The organism is Pseudomonas sp. GV047 (assembly GCF_003058245.1).
Taxonomy (GTDB): domain Bacteria; phylum Pseudomonadota; class Gammaproteobacteria; order Pseudomonadales; family Pseudomonadaceae; genus Aquipseudomonas; species Aquipseudomonas marginalis.
This window is the reverse complement of the sequence record NZ_QCWA01000002.1, coordinates 662,423-682,770: the sequence shown is the minus strand read 5'-3', so window position 1 is coordinate 682,770 and position 20,348 is coordinate 662,423. Positions and strand designations below refer to the sequence as shown.

The following is a 20,348-nucleotide window of genomic DNA, read 5'->3' as shown; positions in this document are numbered from 1 at the left end:
TCTAAATCGCTGCCCCGCATTCGACCATGGTAGCGGGCCGAAATTTTTTGAAATCACTACACTGCCCACCTTGCTTCCGTAGCCTGAGATAACAATTCATGTACCGTGATCGTATCCGCTTGCCTTCGTTGTTGAACAAGGTCATGAGCGCGGCAGACGCCGCCGCACTGATCGAGGACGGCATGACCGTCGGCATGAGCGGCTTCACCCGTGCCGGTGAAGCCAAGGCCGTCCCCCACGCCCTGGCCGAACGCGCCAAGACGTCCCCGCTGAAAATCACCCTGATGACCGGCGCCAGCCTGGGTAACGACCTGGACAAGCAATTGACCGAAGCCGGCGTGCTGTCCCGACGCATGCCGTTCCAGGTCGATAGCACGTTGCGCAAGGCGATCAACGCCGGCGAAGTGATGTTTATCGATCAGCACCTGTCGGAAACCGTCGAGCAACTGCGCAACAACCAGCTCAAGCTGCCGGACATTGCCGTCATCGAGGCCGTTGCGATCACCGAACAAGGCCATATCGTGCCCACCACGTCCGTGGGTAACTCCGCCAGCTTCGCGATTTTCGCCAAGCAAGTGATCGTCGAGATCAACCTGGCACACAACCCGAATCTGGAAGGGCTGCACGACATCTATATCCCGACCTACCGACCAACCCGTACGCCGATCCCCCTGGTAAAGGTCGACGACCGCATCGGCAGCACCGCGATCCCGATCCCGCCGGAGAAGATCGTCGCCATCGTGATCACCAATCAGGCCGACTCAGCCTCCACCGTGACACCACCCGACAGCGATACCCAGGGCATCGCCAACCACCTGATCAACTTCCTCAAGCAGGAAGTGGACGCCGGGCGCATGACCAACAAGCTTGGCCCGCTGCAGGCCGGGATCGGCAACATTGCCAACGCAGTGATGTGCGGCCTGATCGATTCGCCGTTCGAAGACCTGACCATGTATTCGGAAGTGTTGCAGGACTCGACGTTCGACCTGATCGACGCCGGCAAACTGAGCTTTGCCTCGGGCAGCTCGATCACCCTGTCGGAGCGGCGCAATGCCGACGTGTTCGGCAACCTGGAGCACTACAAAGACAAGCTGGTGCTGCGCCCGCAGGAAATTTCCAATCACCCTGAAGTAGTGCGGCGCCTGGGCATTATCGGCATCAACACGGCGCTGGAGTTCGACATCTACGGCAACGTCAACTCTACCCACATCTGCGGCACGCGGATGATGAACGGCATCGGCGGTTCCGGCGACTTCGCGCGCAACGCGCATCTGGCGATCTTCGTCACCAAGTCGATTGCCAAGGGCGGCGCGATTTCCAGCGTGGTGCCGATGGTCAGCCATGTGGACCACACCGAGCACGACGTCGACATCCTGGTCACCGAAGTAGGCCTCGCCGACCTGCGGGGCCTGGCGCCACGGGAGCGAGCCCGGGTGATCATCGACAACTGTGTGCATCCGGCATACCGCGATGCGCTGAACAGTTACTTCAACACAGCCTGCGCCATCGGCGGACACACGCCACACATCCTGCGCGAAGCACTGAGTTGGCACATTAACCTGGAAGAAACCGGGCATATGCTCAAGGCTTGATTGATACAGATTCGAGCTGACGCAAACACAGTTTCGTCAGCTCGATGCCACAACCCTCGCTTCTTGAAAAAACTGTACTGCTGTACCGGTCATTTCCTACCGAAAATTCCCACACTCACGTCACAAAATGCTTATTTCGCACTATTTCAGTGCGGACAAGTACAGTTGCCCCATTTCCGTACAGTACAGCGCCTATAAACAGTTAACTGGCCCCTCACAATACAGGCGAACTGTATCTAGAGAGTCTTGCGCCGGAGGAGGATCATTGGCATCAGTTAAACCACTACCTAATCCCGCCACAAGCGGAAGGATGTCATCATGGAACGTACACTCAGTTCCGAACTGTTCTTCGAAGAAAAAGCTGTAAACACCCAGGCTTCCCTGCCTTTGCGCGTTCTCGCCAACCTGATGTTGTGGCAGCGCCGCATCTCCAGCCGCCATCAACTGGCTCGTCTGGATTCGCGTCTGCTGGCTGATGCCGGTATCAGCGAAGCTCAACGCTACGAAGAGCTGAGCAAGCCGTTCTGGCGTTAATTGACGCCCGCTGGCCCTGACCCACCGGGTCCACAGCCAGCACTGATTTGTCAAAACAAAGCCCGCCCCGGGAAACCGGAGGCGGGCTTTGTTGTTTTCCGGGAGAGCCTTCTTTCCGTCCAAACAGAAGCCATTCATCCAAACCAGTACAGTTCAAAAAATATAACAGTTAAGCAGTACAATTAAACATTGGTGTATCTGTAACGGTCAGAGCCACTCGCCCACCATGGTGTTCCAGGACCTCACGAAAGGCGCTCACCATGGACACCCAACCCTCTCTCTATAAACGGCTGTTACACAGGACAGCTTCCACGCTGGCCAAATGGCTCCGCCACGCCTACGAACGCCGCCAACTGGCGCAACTCGATCTTCGAGAACTCTCCGATGTCGGCATCAGCCCGGGAGACCGAATGGCCGAGCTGTCCAAGCCGTTCTGGCGAGACTAGGCAGTCAAGAAGCTTTCCGAACGGATAAACAGCGGCTTAATATCCATGCACAACGTGGCGAACCGTTTAGGACAGGCGTCTGATCCCGAATGGCTGCCCTGCGCCACCTTATTCGTTCACCTACAGGAGTCACCCCATGTCCCGTATTCGCCTGCTGAGTGCTGCTGCCCTGCTGGCCCTGGCCACCAACGCCAGCGCATCCAGCTTCATCGTGACCACCGATTCCATCGTCGGCGCACTGAAGGCTACTTCCGACGCCACCTCCGATGCCACTTCGTCACTGCGGGATAACAAGGTCGTGCGCGCCGCCCGTGACGACGCAGCCAGCTTCGTCGCAAGCGAAGGCGCCATTCGTGGTGTGAAGCTGGAAAGCGCCCTGGCCCAGATCCGCCAACAGGCGCCGCAACTGAACACCGCGACAGACGCACAGCTGGCCCAAGCCATCCTGGCTATTTGAGTGAGTTGACACAAAGGGAGCGCCCGTCGCTCCCCGATGCCGCCGTACTGGCTCTCGCCCGGGCATTACGCTAGCCTTGGCGCTCGTTTTCAGTTGTCGAGTCCCATGGCTTTTTCATACCGCCTGCTAATAGTCCCTGTGTGTTTGTGTGCCAGCTGGTCGCCATTGGCTTCGGCCTTCGACCTGACCATCCAAGGTACCGTCGCGAGCGCGTACGCCACCAGCAAGGTGACCTCCGCGCCTTTCGACCGGAAAGTAGTCGTGGCGGCCCAGGATGATGCCGCTGCGTTTATCGCCACTGACGGCCAATGGCGGGGCGCACGGCTGGAATCCGCGCTGGATTACCTGCGCCGTACCCAACCAAAACTTAACGCCAGCGACCTTGAACTGGCGCAGGCAATTCTCGTCCAATAATCATCTTTGTATTTCGGAGTCATTCCATGCGTAGCCCGCTGATCGCCGCCACCCTTGGCCTGCTGTTGTTGGCCGACGTTGCCCAGGCACATACCCTGGTGGCCACCAGTAACATCATTGTTCGCGCCTCTGGCCGCACCATTGATTTCACTTCGGACACCACCACCTCCATCCGCGACTCCAAAGTCGTGCGCGAAGCCCACGATGACGCGGCCAGTTTCGTCGCCACCAACGGCGAGATCCGCGGCGCACAGTTGGAAGCCGCCTTCGACACCCTGCGCACCCGCCTGCCGGAAGCGCGCGATGCCAGCGACCAGACCCTCGCCGAAGCTATCCTCGCTCTGTGAGGCGCCTTGTCGCCTGGCTCCTGGCCGGGACTGTGCTGCTGTGTGCCAGCGCAGCCCAGGCCAGCCTGCAACTGCGGCTCAAGACAGATGGCTTGAGCCCGGCCGAACAGCAGGCCAGCCAGGCATTGCTCGATGAGGCGATGCGCTCGCTGCCACCGCGCTTCGTCGAGCAGTTGGACCGGCGCATCGATGTCGGCTGGACCGACAAGATGCCCGAAAATGCCTATGGCCAGGCTTCGTTGGTGTCCGAGCTGGACCTCAACCGCAACCTGCTCGACAGCCTGACCGACGGCAGCGCCACCACGCAGAAAACCAATCGCCCCCACGGCACCGTGCGCCGGGAAATGCTCGCCACCGTCCTGCACGAACTGACCCACATCTATGACCGTGCGCGCCTGTGGCCCAAGGACGAACGCGCGCTGATCCAGCGTTGCAGCCGCCAGAACAACATCACCGGCCTGATCGGCCTGCCCGACCAATGTCGTGGCCAGAATGACCGGCGCTTCACCCTCAGCGATGACCCGCGCCTGCTGGACCTGGCGGGCTGGCCGCAATATGTCGGCCGTCGCGGAGAGCGCGAACAACACAACCGTCAGGTCGCGCGCAGCCCGGATATCTACGAAACCACCAGCCCGCTGGAATTCGTAGCGGTCAATATGGAGTACTTCCTCCTCGACCCAAGCTATGCCTGCCGGCGCCCCGCGCTGTTCCGCTATTACAAGGAACACTTCGGCTGGGCCCCACCGGAACAAGACACCTGCGCCAAGACCTACGCGTTCCTCAACGCCGGCAACGATTTCGCCAAGACCCCCCTGGGCCACGTCGACCCGGAGCGGGTCTACGAAATCGACTACCTGCTGGCCGAAGCCAACCAGAACCTGGTCAGCCGCTGGGGCCACAGTATGTTGCGCCTGGTGATCTGCGCGCCGGGCCGCCCCCGTGGGCCGGACTGCCGACTCGACCTGGACCAGCACCTGGTGCTGTCCTACCGCGCCTTCGTCGGCGATGTACAGCTGTCCAGCTGGGACGGCCTGGTGGGCAAGTACCCGTCACGGCTGTTCGTGTTGCCGCTGGCCCAGGTGATCGACGAATACACCAAGACCGAACTGCGCGGCCTGGCGTCCGTGCCGCTGAAACTGTCGCGCCAGGAGATCAACGACACCGTCGAGCACGCCGCTGAAATGCATTGGAGCTATGACGGCAACTATTACTTCCTGTCTAACAACTGCGCGGTCGAAAGCCTGAAACTGCTGCGCAGCGGCAGCGCCAACCCGCAGCTGACCGGCCTGGACAACATCACACCGAATGGCCTGCTGGAAGTGCTGCAAGCCCGTGGCCTGGCGGATACCAGCGTACTCAACGACAAACGCGAGGCCATGCGCCTGGGGTATCACTTCGACTCCTTCCGCGAACGCTACCAGGCCATGTTCGACGTGCTGCGCAAACACCTGCCGATCAAACAGACCCAGGTTGAAGACTGGCTGTCCCTCAGCGCCGAAGAGCGCCGCCAGTGGTTTGACCAGGCCGACCTGCGCACCAGCGCCGCACTGCTGCTGCTGGAACAGGCGAGCTTTCGCAAACAGCTGATGCTGGCCCAGGACGAAGTCAAGCAACGCTACCTCGGTGCACGCGAGCTGAAAAACGGCGGCATGGAGAAAGCCAACGCCACGCTGCAGCAGATCCTCGCCAACAGTGGCTTCCTCAGCCGTCCGGCAGAACTGCTGGGCAGCGGTGGCTATGGCCTGCCGCAACCGTCGGAAGCCAAGCGCCTGGAATCGGAAAGCGCCGAGCGCCAGAAGCAGCTGCAATCGCTCACCGGCGAGCTGGATAAAGAGGTGAGGGCGCTGCTGGAGCCGTCCCGCGCGGCCGAAATTGCTGCGTGTGAAGCCAACCTCAAGCAGGTGGGTGAACACCTGCGCAAACTGCACAAAGCAGCGGGCGGCCTCGAGCTGCCCTGAAGTACACGGGATAAACACATTCCAATGTGGGAGCGAGCCCCCTCCCACATTTGCAATGTGTACACCTGAAGACCGTACATCTTCCCACCACCAACTGTTTTGCCAACGAAAGCTGGCTGAAAGCTAACGCGTCTAGGATCGCCCCCAACTGCCGGCAACAGACCGGCTGTACACAACAACAATGGTGATCCCCGATGTCCGTCCGTACCCGCCTGTTCGCCCCAACTCCACCCGTACGCCTAGTGCCTTTCGTTCTGCGCTGACCCCACCCCGGTTTGCCATTCCCTAGCCGCGCTACGCCTGGAGTATTCCTATGCTGACTTTCCTTGGCTTTGCCATGGTCATCACGTTCATGTTCCTGATCATGACCAAGCGCCTGTCCGCGCTGATCGCCCTGATCATCGTGCCTATCCTGTTCGCGCTGTTCGGCGGTTTCGCACCGAAGATCGGCCCGATGATGCTCGAAGGCATTACCAAGCTCGCGCCGACCGGCGTGATGCTGATGTTCGCCATCCTCTATTTTGCCCTGATGATCGACTCCGGCCTGTTCGACCCGGCCGTGCGCAAGATCCTCAAGATGGTCAAGGGCGACCCGCTGAAGGTATCGGTCGGCACCGCGGTGCTGGCCCTGGTGGTGTCCCTCGACGGTGACGGCGCCACCACCTACATGATCTGCGTGGCCGCCATGCTGCCGCTGTACCAGCGCATCGGCATGAGCCCGCGGATCATGGCCGGCCTGATCATCCTCGCCGGTGGCGTGATGAACATGACCCCTTGGGGCGGCCCGACCGCCCGCGCCGCCAGTGCGCTGCACGTGGACCCCTCGGATATTTTCGTCCCGATGATCCCGGCGATGGCCGCCGGTGTGGTGGCGATCCTGGTGATTGCCTACATGTACGGCAAGCGCGAACGTGCGCGCCTGGGTGAACTGCACCTGCAAGGCGACGAGATCGACCACAGCGAGATCAGCGTGTCGCAATACCCGGACGCCCGCCGTCCGAAGCTGATCTGGTTCAACGGTGCCCTGACCCTGGCCCTGATGTGCACCCTGATCGCCGGCCTGTTGCCGCTGCCGGTGCTGTTCATGGTGGCATTCAGTATCGCGATGATCGTCAACTACCCGTGCCTGCAACAGCAGAAAGACCGCGTCGCCGCCCACGCCGGCAGCGTATTGGCGGTGGTCGGGTTGATCTTCGCCGCAGGGATCTTCACCGGCATCCTGTCGGGCACCGGCATGGTCGATGCCATGTCCAAGAGCCTGCTGGCCGTCATTCCGGAAGCCATGGGCCCTTACCTGGCGGTGATCACCGCACTGGTGAGCATGCCGTTCACCTTCTTCATGTCCAACGATGCGTTCTACTACGGCGTACTGCCAGTACTCGCCGAAGCCGCCAGCCACTACGGCATCACCGCGGTGGAAATGGCCCGCGCCTCGATCGTTGGCCAGCCCGTGCACTTGCTCAGCCCGCTGGTACCGTCGACCTACCTGTTGGTGGCCCTGGCCGGTATCGAATTTGGCGATCACCAGCGCTTCACCCTGAAGTGGGCAGTACTGGTATGCCTGTGCATAATGTTCGCCGCATTGCTGATGGGGATTTTTCCGCTGTTCAGCACTCTATAATCGTACCGACTCACTCACCGCGCGGCGCTGCAGCTTGCGCGGTTTAACACTTGCTCAAAGGAATACACATGGAATGGCTGACCAATCCGGAAATCTGGATTGCCTTCTTCACCCTGACGGCCCTCGAGATCGTCCTGGGCATCGATAACATCATCATGATTTCGATCCTGGTCAGCCGCATGCCCAAGCATATGCAGGCACGCACCCGGATCTTCGGCCTGGCATTGGCCATGGTCACGCGAATCCTGTTGCTGCTGTCGATCACCTGGGTCATGCGCCTGACCGACGACCTGTTCGTGGTCTTCGGCCAAGGCATTTCAGGCCGCGACCTGATCCTGTTCTTCGGTGGCCTGTTCCTGCTGTGGAAAAGCTCCCAGGAGATGTACCACGCCCTGGAAGGTGAAGACGAAACCCACGACGAACCCAAGGGCGCCGGTGGCAAGTTCATCTACACCATCATCCAGATCGCGATCATCGACATCGTGTTCTCCCTGGACTCGGTGATCACCGCCGTGGGCATGGTCTCCCATGTGCCGGTCATGGTTGCCGCGATCATTGTTGCCGTATTGGTGATGATGCTGGCCGCCGGCACCATCAGCGACTTCATCGACAAGCACCCGTCGCTGAAAATGCTGGCACTGTCGTTCCTGCTGGTGGTCGGTACCGTGCTGATCGCCGAATCCTTCGACGTGCACGTGCCAAAAGGCTACGTCTACTTCGCCATGGCGTTCTCGCTGGCGGTGGAAGCGGTGAACATCAAGATGCGCACCGCCATCGCGAAAAAGAAGAAACAGCAGGACCCTGTGAAACTGCGCAAGGACATTCCGGGTCAATAAACCCGAGCCAGACAAAAAAGGGGCTTTTATAAGCCCCTTTTTTTCATGCATAAAAAGCTGATTTCATGACAGTTTTGTTTCAATCCCCACTTTAGCTATGCGATGCTGGCGCCGAGCCCATTCGCCAACTACAGCTTAACTACAAGACGTAGAACGGCACGCGGCAACTTTCCTTCGCTCCTCTTGGAGCGCACCCACACGGGGGGCCGAGCATGCTGACCTTGCTCAATCTGCTTTCCGCCGTGACCCTGCTTATCTGGGGCACGCACATCGTCCGTACCGGCATCCTGCGGGTCTACGGTTCAAACCTGCGTCAAGTCATCGGGCAGAACATGTCCAAGCGCTGGCTGGCATTTGTCGCCGGCATCCTGGTGACTGCCATGGTGCAGAGCAGCAACGCCACGGCAATGCTGGTGACCTCCTTTGTCGGCCAGGGCCTGATGGGGCTGGTGCCCGCCCTGGCGACCATGCTCGGCGCCGACGTCGGTACCGCGCTGATGGCGCGGGTGCTGACCTTCGACCTGTCCTGGCTGTCGCCGCTGCTGATCTTTCTCGGGGTGATTTTCTTCCTGTCGCGCAAACAGACGCGGGCAGGGCAGTTGGGCCGGGTCGGGATCGGCCTCGGGCTGATCATCCTCGCGCTGCAGTTAATCGTCGAAGCCGCCGGGCCGATTACCCACGCCCAGGGCGTGAAAGTACTGTTCGCCTCGCTGACCGGCGATATTTTGCTCGATGCCCTGGTCGGCGCCCTGTTCGCGATGATTTCCTACTCCAGCCTCGCCGCTGTCCTGCTGACCGCCACCCTGGCCGGCGCCGGGGTGATCGGCTTGCACGTGGCCATCGGCCTGGTAATCGGCGCCAACATCGGCAGCGGCGTGCTGGCCTTTCTCAGCACCAGCATGCAGAACGCCGCCGGTCGCCAGGTCGCCTTGGGCAGCCTGCTGTACAAACTGATCGGCCTGCTGCTGATTATTCCGGTACTCGACCCGTTGGTGCTGTGGATGGACGGGCTGGACTACAGTGCCCAAGGCATGGTCATCACCTTCCACCTGCTCTACAACGTCAGCCGTTGCCTGATCCTGCTGCCCACCATCGGCCCCATGGCCAGGCTGTGCGCCTGGTTGCTGCCGGAGCGGGACGAGGTCAACGGCAAGGCCCAACCGCGCCACCTGGACCCCACGGCCCTGACCACACCGAGCCTGGCCCTGGCCAACGCCGCGCGCGAAACCCTGCGCCTGGGTGATCTGATCGACAACATGCTCACCGCCATGCAGGAAGTGCTGCGCGGCAAACAGACAGCCATTACCCAGGAAATACGCAGCCTCAGCGATGATGTCGAGGCACTCTACAGCGCGATCAAACTCTACCTGGCGCAAATGCCCCGCGAAGACCTCAGCGAGCAAGACAGTCGGCGCTGGGCCGAAATCATCGAGCTGTCGATCAACCTGAAACTGGCCGGCGACCTGATCGAACGCATGCTGCGTAAAGTCCAGCAGCAGAAAACCTCCCAACGCCGCCAGTTTTCCGAAGTGGGCCTGGAAGAACTCACCGGCCTGCACAGCCAATTGATCGCCAACCTGCGCCTGGGCTTGTCGGTGTTCCTCAGTGCCGACCCGGAAAGCGCCCGCCAACTGCTGCGCGAAAAGCGCCGCTTCCGCGCCCAGGAACGCCGCCTGGCCCACGCCCACGTCAGCCGCCTGCAGCGCAAGATCGTGCAGAGCCTGGAGACCAGTTCCCTGCATCTGGAGCTGATTGCCGACATGAAACGCTTGAACTCGTTGTTTTGCAGCAGTGCTTATGTAGTCTTGGAAACGTCCGAAACCGGCGCACTCTCCGCCGAAGATATTGCCGACATCACACATTCGCCCTGAACGTACGATGGCCCGTGAAGTCAGTTAAAGCTGACCTCACTCGCCAGGAAGCTTGTTATGCGTCGCCTGTTGTTCGCTTGCCTGCTCATGGGTTCTGCCCACGTCTTTGCCTTTGACCGCTTGCAGGTTGAGGGCTACACCTTGCCCAACGGCCTGCAATTGCTGCTTAAACCGGGCACCGAGCGCGGCCATGTGGCGATTCGCCTGGTGGTCGGCGTCGGCCTGGACGACTTCGGCTGCGAGGACAAGGAACTGCCGCACCTGCTCGAGCACTTGCTGTTCAGCGGTATCGACGGCGGCGGCGAAGGCGAGCTGGAAGACCGCATGCAAGCCCTGGGTGGCGAGTGGAACGCCTACACCAGCAACGCCGATACGACCTTTGTGATCGAGGCACCCGCGCAAAACCAGCGCAAGGTGCTCGACCTGCTGCTGGCGATCATCACCCGCACCCAGCTGACCGACGCCAATATCAACGCGGCCAAACAGGTAGTCGAGCGCGAAGACGGCGGTCATTACTCCCACCTGCAACGCCTGCTCGACCGCCAGGACCTGGGCCACACCGCCAGCAATCAACTGGCCATCGAGCTGGGGCTCAAATGCGCCGAGCGCGCCGAGGTCGATCACCTGACCCGCGACCAACTGGAGACGCTGCGCAAAAATTGGTACGCCCCCAACAACATGACCCTGATCATCGTCGGCGACCTCGACAAACTGCTGCCGGCCTACCTGGAACGCACCTACGGCCAACTCGACCCGATCGAACCCAGCGAGCACCCGGCGCTGCCGCAGATCCAGCACGCCGCCGCCAGCCACCGCGACCTGATCCACGGCTGGGTGGGCGACAGTGCCAAACTGCACTGGCTGTTCCCCGAGCCGGTGCTGGACGACCAGCACGATGAAACCTACGACCTGCTCAAGGATTACCTGGACTGGGCGCTGTACCGCCAACTGCGCCTCAAGCATGGGTTGTCCTACGGCCCCTGGAGCGAGCGCGAGGTGCTCGGCGGCGTTGGCTTCCTCAGCCTGAATGCCGACCTAGAGCGGGACAACCTCCCCGAAGCCGAGCGGGTGCTGCAGGACCTCAAGGCGCAACTGCTCAAGGACGGCCTTGACCCAACGGTATTCGCGCGCCTCAAACAGGCCGCCATCGCCCGCCAGGCCTGGGCCGTGCAGGGCAATAGCGCGCTGGCCGACTATTACTGGAGCGCCTCGGGCGATTATGACAACGGCCACTTCAGCGATCCGGTCAAACGCATCAAGGCCGTGAGCCTGGAGCAGACCAGCCAGGCCATGCGCGAGTTGCTCAAGCAACCGGGTTACTGGCGCATCGAGAAACCACTGCTGAGCTACGACATGCTCAACTGGATCGGCGCCGGCGTCCTCGGGCTGATCGCCATTGCGTTGATCGGCCTGCGCCGTTATCGCAAACGGATCGCGTAATGAGGCACCGAACCCTGGCCTAAGACGTTATTCTGTCTGGGATTTTTTCCTACAAAGACTGCGAACCGCCGAATGCAAAACCTGACCCGCTTAATCACCCGCGTCCTCGAACTGATGAAGCGCTACCCAGGGGTGATTGCACTCGGCGGTTTTATCTCGGGTGTCTGCAGCTTCATCCTGGTGGATCGCCAGCAGGGCATGGCCAGTTGGATCGCGGTGATCATGCTGGTCAGCTGGCTGTGGCTGATGCTGGAAAACAGCTTTACCCAGCTGTTCACCAAAGTCTTCAAGCGCGAAATACCCGAACCCCTGCTGCGCTACGCGACCCAGATGATCCACCAGGAAAGTCTGTTCTTCGTGCTGCCGTTCTTTTTCGTCACCACCGCCTGGAACAGCGGCCAATCGGTGTTCACCGGCCTGCTCGGCGCGGCCGCGCTGGTGTCGATCGTCGACCCGCTGTACTACAAATGGCTGGCGCCCAAGCGTTCGTTGTTCCTCGCGTTGCACACCCTGACCCTGTTCGCCGCGCTGCTCACTGCGCTGCCGATCATCCTGCACCTGACCACCGCCGAAAGTTACAAACTCGCCCTCGGCGTCGCCATGGCCTTGTCGATTCCAAGCCTGGCGGTGAGCCTGCCGCTGCGCAGCCTCAAGGGCTGGGCGATGCTGCTGGGGGTAACGGCCGCCATTGGTTGCGCGGGCTGGTTCCTGCGCAGTTGGGTACCGCCGGCCACCTTGTGGATGACCGAAGTGGCGATCAGCACCCAACTGCAAGACCGCACGCCGGGTGACGACCTCAAGGAAGTCAGCGCCGCCCAACTGCGCAGCGGCGGGCTTTATGCCTACACCGCAATCAACGCGCCGCGCGGCCTGGATGAGCGGATCTACCACGTGTGGAAACTCAACGGCAAAGAGGTGGACCGCATCGCGTTGGATATCCACGGCGGGCGCAAGGAAGGCTATCGCGCCTGGACCCACAAGCAGAACTTCCCGCCCGATGCGGTCGGCCGCTGGCAGGTGAGGGTGCTGACCGAAGACGGGCAGGTCATCGGTGTGCTGCGCTTCAAAGTGACTGACGCAGCACAAACGGACAACCCAAAGTAGGCAGGATCGTGCTATTACGTAGGAATTGTGGATAGCAAACAAGCTCGGAGCTTATGACCAGTAGCACCACGGCCGGCACAGCCCACCTCGATACGTCCACCGCTCCCCCGTTACTGCGGATTACAGGGGACTGGACGCTTGCCCACTACGCAAACCTGAAGAAGCTGTCGGACAAGCTCGACGGCCAATACGACGCCGGCGCGCGCATCGACCTCAATGGTCTCGGCGCTCTGGATACCGCCGGAGCCTCGCTGCTGGTGGAGCTGCTGGGGCCCACCCGGATCGAGCAATCCGCCGAGCAGACCGACTGCAGCCTGTCCGCCGCCGACCGCGCGCTGCTCAAGACCGTCTACCGCTCCCTCAACGATTTTTGCGTGCCGGACAAAGCGCCGGAAGAAGCCACTGGCATTCAGGTGCTGGCGCGTATCGGCGCGGCCGTGGACAAGGTCTGGCAAGACAGCAAGCAACTGCTGGGCTTTATCGGCCTGATCCTCGAAACCTTTGCCCGGGGCATTTTCCGGCCCAAGCGCTGGCGCCTGACGCCGATGGTCGCCCATCTTGAACAGGTCGGCCTCGACGCCGCGCCCATCGTCGCGTTGCTGACCTTTCTAGTGGGCGCCGTCGTGGCGTTCCTCGGCGCTACAGTGCTCAAGAGCTTTGGCGCAACGATCTTTACCGTGGACCTGGTGGCGTTCTCTTTCCTACGGGAATTCGGCGTATTGCTCACCGCCATCCTGATTGCCGGTCGCACCGCCAGCGCCTTCACCGCGCAAATCGGCTCGATGAAGGCCAATGAAGAAATCGACGCCATCCGCACCCTGGGCCTGGACCCGATGGAGTTGCTGGTATTGCCGCGCGTGCTGGCGTTGCTGGTGGCACTGCCGATGCTGACGTTCATGGCAATGCTGGCGGGGATCGTCGGCGGCGGCGTGGTCTGCGCCGTGGCCCTGGACATCTCGCCGGCGATGTTCCTCTCGCTGCTGCAATCGGACATTGGCGTGCAGCACTTCCTGGTGGGCATGGTAAAAGCCCCGTTCTTCGCCTTCCTGATCGCCGCCATCGGCTGCCTGGAAGGCTTCAAGGTCAGCGGCAGCGCCGAATCGGTCGGCGCCCACACCACCTCCAGCGTGGTGCAATCGATCTTTGTGGTGATCGTGCTGGATGCGGTGGCCGCGTTGTTCTTCATGGAGATGGGCTGGTGAGTCGTCTGCACCGTGCGCCCACCGAGGCGGTGATTGAAGTGCGTGGCCTGTGCAATCGCTTTGGCAGCCAGCGCGTACACGAGCATCTCGACCTGGATCTGTACAAGGGCGAAATCCTTGCGGTGGTCGGCGGCTCCGGCAGCGGCAAGTCGGTGCTGCTGCGCAGCATCGTCGGCCTGCGCCGGCCCAGTGAAGGCGAAGTGCGGGTGTTCGGTAAGAACCTGCCGAGCCTGCCGGAACATGAACGCTCGCTGGTGGAACGGCGCTTTGGCGTACTGTTCCAGAAGGGCGCGCTGTTCTCCTCGCTGACAGTGACCGAGAACGTCGCGCTGCCGCTGATCGAACATGCCGGGCTCAGCCGCCGTGATGCCGAGCACTTGGCGGCGGTCAAGCTGGCCTTGGCCGGACTGCCGCTGTCGGCGGCCGACAAATACCCGGCCTCGCTGTCCGGCGGCATGATCAAGCGCGCGGCCCTGGCACGCGCCCTGGCGCTGGACCCGGACATCCTGTTCCTCGACGAACCCACCGCCGGCCTCGACCCGATTGGTGCGGCGCAATTCGACCAACTGATCCTGACCCTGCGTGATGCGCTGGACCTGAGCGTGTTCCTGGTCACCCATGACCTGGACACGCTCTACACCATCACCGACCGTGTGGCGGTGCTGGCGCAGAAGAAGGTGCTGGTGGCCGATACCATCGATATCGTCTCGGAAACGGACGACGCCTGGATTCACGAATATTTCCACGGCCCCCGAGGCCGCGCGGCATTGGATGCCGCTCAACCGCTCAACGAGGTATGACATGGAAACCCGAGCCCATCATGTGATGATCGGTCTGTTCAGCGTGATCGTGGTGGTCGGCGCGATGCTGTTTGGCCTGTGGCTGGCCAAATCCAGCGTCGACAGCGCCTTCCAGGATTACGAAGTGATCTTCAACGAAGCGGTCAGCGGTCTGTCCCAGGGCAGCTCGGTGCAATACAGCGGGATCAAGGTGGGCGATGTCATCAGCCTGCGCCTGGACCCCAAGGACCCGCGCCGCGTACTCGCGCGCATTCGCCTGGCCGGCCAGACACCGATCAAGGAAGACACCCAGGCCAAACTCGCGCTGACCGGCATCACCGGCACCTCGATCATCCAACTCAGCGGCGGCACGCCGCAAAGCCCGGAGCTCAAGGGCAAGGACGGCAACCTGCCGGAAATTATCGCCTCGCCATCGCCGATCGCGCGATTGCTCAATAACAGCAACGACCTGATGACCAGCATCAACCTGCTGCTGCACAACGCCAACGACATGTTCTCCGCGCAGAATGTCGAGCGCCTCAGCAACACTCTGGACCATCTGGAACAAACCACCGGCGCGATTGCCGACCAGCGTGGGGATATCAAGGTGGTGATGCAGCAATTGATGCAGGTAAGCAAGCAGGCCGGGGCCGCCCTGGAGCAGACCACGGCGCTGATGCGCAACGCCAATGGCCTGCTCAGTGATCAAGGCAAGCAGGTCTTCGGCAGCGCCGAACAGGCGATGAAATCCCTTGAGCAAAGCACCGCCACCATCAATACCTTGCTCACCAACAACAAGGACTCGGTGAACAGCGGCATGCAGGGCCTCAACGAACTGGCGCCGGCCGTGCGCGAACTGCGCGAAACCCTCGGTTCACTGCGCGCCATCTCTCGCCGCCTGGAAGCCAACCCCAGCGGCTACCTGCTGGGCAGCGACAAGAACAAGGAGTTCACGCCATGAAACGTGCTTACCAAATGATCGCCCCTGTGGCCTTGGCGCTGATCAGCGCCTGCTCGATCCTGCCCAAGGCGGATCCGTCGGACGTCTACCGACTGCCCTCGGCCCAGGCCGCCAACCAGGGAGCGCCGGTCAGTTGGTCGCTGCGCCTGGCCAAGCCGCAGACCAGTGAGTTCCTCGACAGCCCGCGCATCGCCGTGGTGCCCAATGGCGATTTGATCAGCAGCTATGCGAACTCACGCTGGAGCGACCCAGTGCCCGTGCTGCTGCGCAATCGCCTGATGGACGGGTTCCAGCGCGATGGACGCGTGACGCTGTTGAGCACCGACGACACCAACCTGCAGGCCGATTATGAATTGGGCGGGCAGTTGCAGGCGTTTCAGAGCGAGTACCGGGGCAGTGGGGTAGCGGTGGTGATCCGCCTCGACGCACGCCTGGTGCGTGGGAGTGATCAGCGGATTATTGCCAGCCGGCGGTTTGAAGTGCAGCAGGCGGTGACTGACACCAAAGTGCCGGCGGTGGTGGCCGGGTTTGGGTTGGCGGGAGATCAGTTGAACAGGCAGGTGGTGGAGTGGGTTGTTCAGCAGGGCAATGGTGCGGGGAAACGCTGAGGGCCTCATCGGGGGGCCCCCTCCCACATGTGGATCTGTGAACACATTCAAATATGGGAGGGGGCTTGCTCCCGATAGCTATTTAAGCTTCAGCCAAAGAACCAGTAGCACACCGCGATCGCTGCGACCACACCAGCAAACTCAGCCAGCAACGCGCACCCTACGGCATGCCGCGCCCGCTGGATGCCGACCGAACCGAAGTACACCGCCAACACATAAAAGGTGGTCTCCGTACTGCCCTGAATCGTCGCCGCCACCAACGCCGGGAAGCTGTCCACCCCCTGGGTCTGCATGGTCTCGATCAACATCGCCCGGGCCGCGCTGCCGGAGAAGGGCTTGACCATCGCCGTCGGCAAGGCGTCGACAAAGCGCGTGTCCATGCCCGTCCAGGCCACCACATGGCGAATGCCTTCGAGGCCCAGGTCCAGCGCGCCGGAGGCACGCAACACGCCCACCGCACAGAGCATCGCCACCAGGTACGGCAGCAGGTTCTTGGCGACGTCGAAGCCTTCCTTGGCGCCTTCGACAAATGCTTCGTAGACCTTCACCTTGCGCAGTGCGCCGATCAGCAGGAACAGCATGATCAGGCCGAACAACGTGAGGTTGCCGAGGATTGACGACAATCCCGCCAATGCGGTGGCCGAGAGGGTCGCCAGCAGGGCCATGAACCCACCCAGTACCAATGCGCCTGGAACCAGGTAGGCCAGCACCACCGGGTCCCACAGCCGCAGGCGCTGCATCACCGCCACCGACAGCAGGCCCACCAATGTGGATGCGCTGGTGGCCAGCAGGATCGGCAGGAATACCAGGGTCGGATCGGGCGCACCTTGCTGGGCGCGATACATGAAGATCGTCACCGGCAACAGGGTCAGGGAGGATGCATTGAGCACCAGGAACAGGATCTGCGCGTTAGTCGCCGTGTTAGGGATGGGATTGAGCTCTTGCAGCGCCTTCATGGCCTTCAGGCCGATAGGTGTTGCTGCGTTATCCAGGCCCAAGCCGTTGGCGGCAAAGTTGAGGGTGATCAGGCCAATGGCCGGGTGACCGGCCGGCACTTCCGGCATCAGGCGCAGGAACAGCGGGCCCAGGGCCTTGGCCAGCCATTCGACAATCCCGGCTTTTTCGGCGATCCGCAAGAAGCCCAGCCATAACGTCAGGGTGCCGAACAACAGCACCATCACTTCCACCGACAATTTGGCCATGGCGAAAATGCTTTCGACCATCGCCGCGAAAATCCCGGCGTTACCGCCCACCAGCCATTGCGCCAGTGCTGACACCATTGCCACGACAAAGAAGCCAAGCCACAGGCCATTGAGCATCAGTTGAATCCCCCGAAAGATGGGGCGAATGATAGCGGGGCTGGCAGAAACGACAAACCCCGGAATTATCCGAGGTTTGTGTCAGCGCAATCGTACGATCAGCCGCGAGTGATCTCGCCGGCCGGCAGCGCTTCCTTGGTGCGCCAGTGCGGCAGGGAGTTCCAGTAGCGCTCGCCCTTGGCGTCGTCGTACATGCCTTCCCAACGGGAGATGACCAGCACGGCCAGGGCGTTGCCGATCACGTTCAGGGCGGTGCGGGCCATGTCCATGATGCGGTCGACACCGGCGATGAACGCCAGGCCTTCCAATGGGATGCCCACGCTGCCCAGGGTGGCCAGCAGCACCACGAAGGACACGCCCGGCACACCGGCGATGCCTTTGGAGGTGACCATCAGGGTCAATACCAGCATCAGTTGCTGGCCAATCGACAAGTCGATGCCATACAGCTGGGCGATAAAGATCGCCGCGATGCTCTGGTACAGGGTCGAACCGTCTAGATTGAACGAGTAGCCGGTCGGTACCACGAAGCTGCAGATGGCCTTCGGCGCACCGTAGGCTTCCATTTTCTCGATCACACGCGGCAGCACGGTTTCGGAACTGGCGGTGGAGTAGGCCAGCACCAACTCGTCCTTGAAGATGCGGATCAGCTTGAGGATCGAGAAGCCGAACAGGCGAGCGATCAGGCCCAGCACTGCAAAGGCGAAGAACAGGATGGCGACGTAAACCAGGATCACCAGCTTGGCCAATGGCAGCAACGAAGCGAAGCCGAAGTTCGCCACCGTCACCGCGATCAGCGCGAATACGCCGATGGGGGCGTACTTCATGATCATGTGGGTGACTTTGAACATGCTCTCGGACACGCCCTGGAACATGGTCACCAGCGGCTCGCGCAGATCCGGCTTGAGGCTCGACAGGCCCAGGCCGAACAGCACGGAGAAGAAGATGATCGGCAGCATCTCGCCACGGGCTACAGCGGCGAAGATGTTAGACGGGATCAGGTTGAGGATGGTCTGGATGAACGCATGCTCATGCTGCACCTCGGCGGCGGTCGCCTGGTACTTGGAAATATCGACGGTACCCAGGGTACTCATGTCGATGCCTGCGCCCGGGTGGAACAGATTGGCCAGCAGCAGGCCGACCACAATGGCGATGGTGGTGACCACTTCGAAGTAAAGGATGGTTTTGACGCCGATGCGCCCGAGCTTTTTCGCGTCACCGACACCGGCAATGCCGACGATCAACGAGGAAATCACAATCGGGATCACGATCATCTTGATCAGGCGGATAAAGATATCGCCCGCTGGCTGCAACACATTGCTGATCCACCAGGCCTTCTCAGCACTGAAATGGTTGAGCACTGCGCCGATTGCGATCCCCAATACCAAACCGATGAGGATCTGCCAGGCGAGGCTTAGCTTTGCCTTCTTCATGTCATTACCCTTACTTCAAGTGAACTTAAGGCAAATGCGCCAGCTGCAACGCTCGAGAGCGAAAAAGTGTGTGCATCTGCCTCCATGGAAGGTCACCGCAGCATGGCCGAAATGGCTTACTGGCAGGCGAAAAAAGGCGCAACTATTCCCATGCAAGGGGACGACGTCTAATGCCGTAAACGCCTACCCCATGCCAAATCGGCATGACTTTTTTTCATAATAACTGTCCGAACGGTCAGTTCAAATGTGACATTTTGCCCGGTGAATATGCCGTGAACCGGCCAATTCAGGCTCGCGCAGAGATTTTGCAGGTCTTGGAGAGGTTGGCAGAAATGCCCGGGAACTCTGCCGTCGAGTGTCGGAAACGTCCTATGGCGCGCGCAAAACTTTCTCGATAGATGGTCGCCCCGACACACCCAGAAATGGTTGGTCGAAAGCAAAATCAGGATTTGCGGCTATGGGCAGCATAGGAGGCGGGAATAAGAGTCACAAGCCCGCCGCAAGTTCAGCAAGCCGTGGGCTTGTGAACCTGCGTCGCAGCTTTTCGCCTGACCCGGCCCTTGCGCAGGCACTCCCTGTGCCCGTAGGTCACGCCGATCCCGATTGATCAGAGCAACCCGGCCCCCTGGTCATGCATCACCCTTGGCGGGCAATGCAGACAGAAAGAAGCGCGGGGCTTCTTTCCATGGACGCTGATTGCGCAGACGACAGACGCGTCAGACGCAACCTAGTACCAATTCGGATCTTTCTTCAGCTGCTCCATGAGGAGCTTTTGCATGCCTTCGTCCGGCTTACCGATAAACCGGTAATCGGCGTGCCGCGTCGGGGACTTGTCCGCCGGCAAACCGGCCGGGACTTCCACCAACATGGCGTAGGCATCTTCCTTGTCGAGGCTGAAGGCGACGATCAGGCGCTTTTGGAGGCATGTATCCGCAGTTTCGCAGAGCGGCCCCACCAGGTACTTGTCGCCATCTTCTTCCACGGCATTCATTTGCTCGGCCGTGCCCGACAGGTTCATCACCCATTCCGGCAGGCGCTCTTCTTTCTTCACCACGCCTTGCCAGGTCTCGCGGTATTGCGGGTCCGCACTGAGCAATTCGTTGGCTCGGGATTGGCCGTCATTGGCGGCCATCGCCAGGCCGCTGCCGCCCAAGAGCAGGGCGGCAGCAATGGCTTTGAGGGACAAAGTGGTCATATTCAGCCTCGGCCGCGACGACCAAAGAAGAACGAAGCAATGAACATCACCAGGAAGACGACAAAGAGAATCTTGGCGATACCCGTGGCGGTGCCCGCGATACCACCGAAGCCCAGGACTGCAGCCACAATGGCGATGATCAGAAATGTGATTGCCCAACTCAACATGGTGATTCTCCTTACGCTTCTTTTAAGAGGTAACAGCGGTAGTGCCGGACGGGCGCTCGACATCAAG

At 61.1% G+C, this 20,348-nt stretch carries 20 protein-coding genes; 16 read left to right on the top strand and 4 right to left on the bottom strand.

All coding sequences use genetic code 11. The features are described from left to right. The first annotated feature begins 98 nt into the window (after window positions 1–98). The 16 genes from C8K58_RS08380 (at window position 99) to C8K58_RS08305 (ending at window position 16,170) form a co-directional block, all read left to right on the top strand. Complete coding sequence (locus C8K58_RS08380) at window positions 99–1,592, top strand: acetyl-CoA hydrolase/transferase family protein (RefSeq protein WP_027608004.1); 1,494 nt, start codon at window positions 99–101, stop codon at window positions 1,590–1,592. Window positions 1,593–1,910: 318 nt separating this feature from the next. Beyond that, window positions 1,911–2,126, top strand: coding sequence for a DUF1127 domain-containing protein (locus tag C8K58_RS08375; protein WP_003187413.1), 216 nt, complete (start codon window positions 1,911–1,913; stop codon window positions 2,124–2,126). Window positions 2,127–2,386: 260 nt separating this feature from the next. After that, window positions 2,387–2,572 (top strand): DUF1127 domain-containing protein, encoded by a 186-nt coding sequence (locus tag C8K58_RS08370; protein ID WP_027608005.1) that lies wholly within the window; start codon window positions 2,387–2,389, stop codon window positions 2,570–2,572. A 136-nt stretch (window positions 2,573–2,708) separates the two neighbouring features. After that, window positions 2,709–3,029 carry a DUF2388 domain-containing protein gene (locus C8K58_RS08365; protein ID WP_027608006.1) on the top strand — a complete coding sequence of 107 codons (321 nt, stop codon included), beginning with the start codon at window positions 2,709–2,711 and terminating at the stop codon, window positions 3,027–3,029. Window positions 3,030–3,134: 105 nt separating this feature from the next. Next, a complete protein-coding gene (locus tag C8K58_RS08360; RefSeq protein ID WP_027608007.1) occupies window positions 3,135–3,443 on the top strand; it encodes a DUF2388 domain-containing protein in 309 nt (102 codons plus the stop codon). Between the two features lie 26 nt (window positions 3,444–3,469). After that, complete coding sequence (locus tag C8K58_RS08355) at window positions 3,470–3,790, top strand: DUF2388 domain-containing protein (protein WP_027608008.1); 321 nt, start codon at window positions 3,470–3,472, stop codon at window positions 3,788–3,790. Continuing rightward, window positions 3,787–5,748, top strand: coding sequence for a DUF4105 domain-containing protein (locus tag C8K58_RS08350; RefSeq protein ID WP_108573574.1), 1,962 nt, complete (start codon window positions 3,787–3,789; stop codon window positions 5,746–5,748). The genes C8K58_RS08355 and C8K58_RS08350 overlap by 4 nt, the downstream gene beginning before the upstream one ends. A gap of 313 nt (window positions 5,749–6,061) precedes the next feature. Beyond that, window positions 6,062–7,369: a CitMHS family transporter gene (locus C8K58_RS08345; protein ID WP_003170826.1), complete on the top strand. Its 1,308-nt coding sequence runs from the start codon at window positions 6,062–6,064 to the stop codon at window positions 7,367–7,369. A gap of 68 nt (window positions 7,370–7,437) precedes the next feature. Then, window positions 7,438–8,205 (top strand): TerC family protein, encoded by a 768-nt coding sequence (locus C8K58_RS08340; protein ID WP_027608010.1) that lies wholly within the window; start codon window positions 7,438–7,440, stop codon window positions 8,203–8,205. A 212-nt stretch (window positions 8,206–8,417) separates the two neighbouring features. Then, window positions 8,418–10,076, top strand: coding sequence for a Na/Pi cotransporter family protein (locus tag C8K58_RS08335; protein ID WP_027608011.1), 1,659 nt, complete (start codon window positions 8,418–8,420; stop codon window positions 10,074–10,076). A gap of 57 nt (window positions 10,077–10,133) precedes the next feature. Further along, on the top strand, window positions 10,134–11,516 hold the full coding sequence (locus C8K58_RS08330) for a pitrilysin family protein (protein ID WP_027608012.1): 1,383 nt from the start codon (window positions 10,134–10,136) through the stop codon (window positions 11,514–11,516). Between the two features lie 72 nt (window positions 11,517–11,588). After that, window positions 11,589–12,620 carry a DUF5924 family protein gene (locus C8K58_RS08325; protein ID WP_027608013.1) on the top strand — a complete coding sequence of 344 codons (1,032 nt, stop codon included), beginning with the start codon at window positions 11,589–11,591 and terminating at the stop codon, window positions 12,618–12,620. A gap of 53 nt (window positions 12,621–12,673) precedes the next feature. Next, window positions 12,674–13,822, top strand: coding sequence for an ABC transporter permease (locus C8K58_RS08320; RefSeq protein WP_027608014.1), 1,149 nt, complete (start codon window positions 12,674–12,676; stop codon window positions 13,820–13,822). After that, window positions 13,819–14,622, top strand: coding sequence for an ABC transporter ATP-binding protein (locus C8K58_RS08315; protein WP_108573572.1), 804 nt, complete (start codon window positions 13,819–13,821; stop codon window positions 14,620–14,622). The genes C8K58_RS08320 and C8K58_RS08315 overlap by 4 nt, the downstream gene beginning before the upstream one ends. Before the next feature lies 1 nt (window position 14,623). Further along, the gene (locus C8K58_RS08310; protein ID WP_027608016.1) at window positions 14,624–15,562 is read left to right on the top strand and encodes an MlaD family protein; all 939 of its coding nucleotides are present in this window, start codon (window positions 14,624–14,626) and stop codon (window positions 15,560–15,562) included. Beyond that, on the top strand, window positions 15,559–16,170 hold the full coding sequence (locus C8K58_RS08305; RefSeq protein ID WP_108573570.1) for an ABC-type transport auxiliary lipoprotein family protein: 612 nt from the start codon (window positions 15,559–15,561) through the stop codon (window positions 16,168–16,170). The genes C8K58_RS08310 and C8K58_RS08305 overlap by 4 nt, the downstream gene beginning before the upstream one ends. Window positions 16,171–16,259: 89 nt before the next feature. On the opposite strand, the gene C8K58_RS08300 is transcribed toward C8K58_RS08305, so the two are convergent. The 4 genes from C8K58_RS08300 to C8K58_RS08285 all read right to left on the bottom strand — a co-directional run bounded on the left by C8K58_RS08300 (window position 16,260) and on the right by C8K58_RS08285 (window position 20,281). Then, window positions 16,260–17,489, bottom strand: coding sequence for a nucleoside recognition domain-containing protein (locus C8K58_RS08300; RefSeq protein WP_027608018.1), 1,230 nt, complete (start codon window positions 17,487–17,489; stop codon window positions 16,260–16,262). Window positions 17,490–17,587: 98 nt separating this feature from the next. Next, window positions 17,588–18,919, bottom strand: coding sequence for a glutamate/aspartate:proton symporter GltP (gene gltP, locus C8K58_RS08295; RefSeq protein WP_108573568.1), 1,332 nt, complete (start codon window positions 18,917–18,919; stop codon window positions 17,588–17,590). A 727-nt stretch (window positions 18,920–19,646) separates the two neighbouring features. Then, window positions 19,647–20,114 carry an inhibitor of vertebrate lysozyme family protein gene (locus C8K58_RS08290; RefSeq protein ID WP_027608020.1) on the bottom strand — a complete coding sequence of 156 codons (468 nt, stop codon included), beginning with the start codon at window positions 20,112–20,114 and terminating at the stop codon, window positions 19,647–19,649. Window positions 20,115–20,116: 2 nt separating this feature from the next. After that, window positions 20,117–20,281 carry a DUF1328 domain-containing protein gene (locus tag C8K58_RS08285; RefSeq protein ID WP_003170804.1) on the bottom strand — a complete coding sequence of 55 codons (165 nt, stop codon included), beginning with the start codon at window positions 20,279–20,281 and terminating at the stop codon, window positions 20,117–20,119. Between the last annotated feature and the right edge of the window lie 67 nt (window positions 20,282–20,348).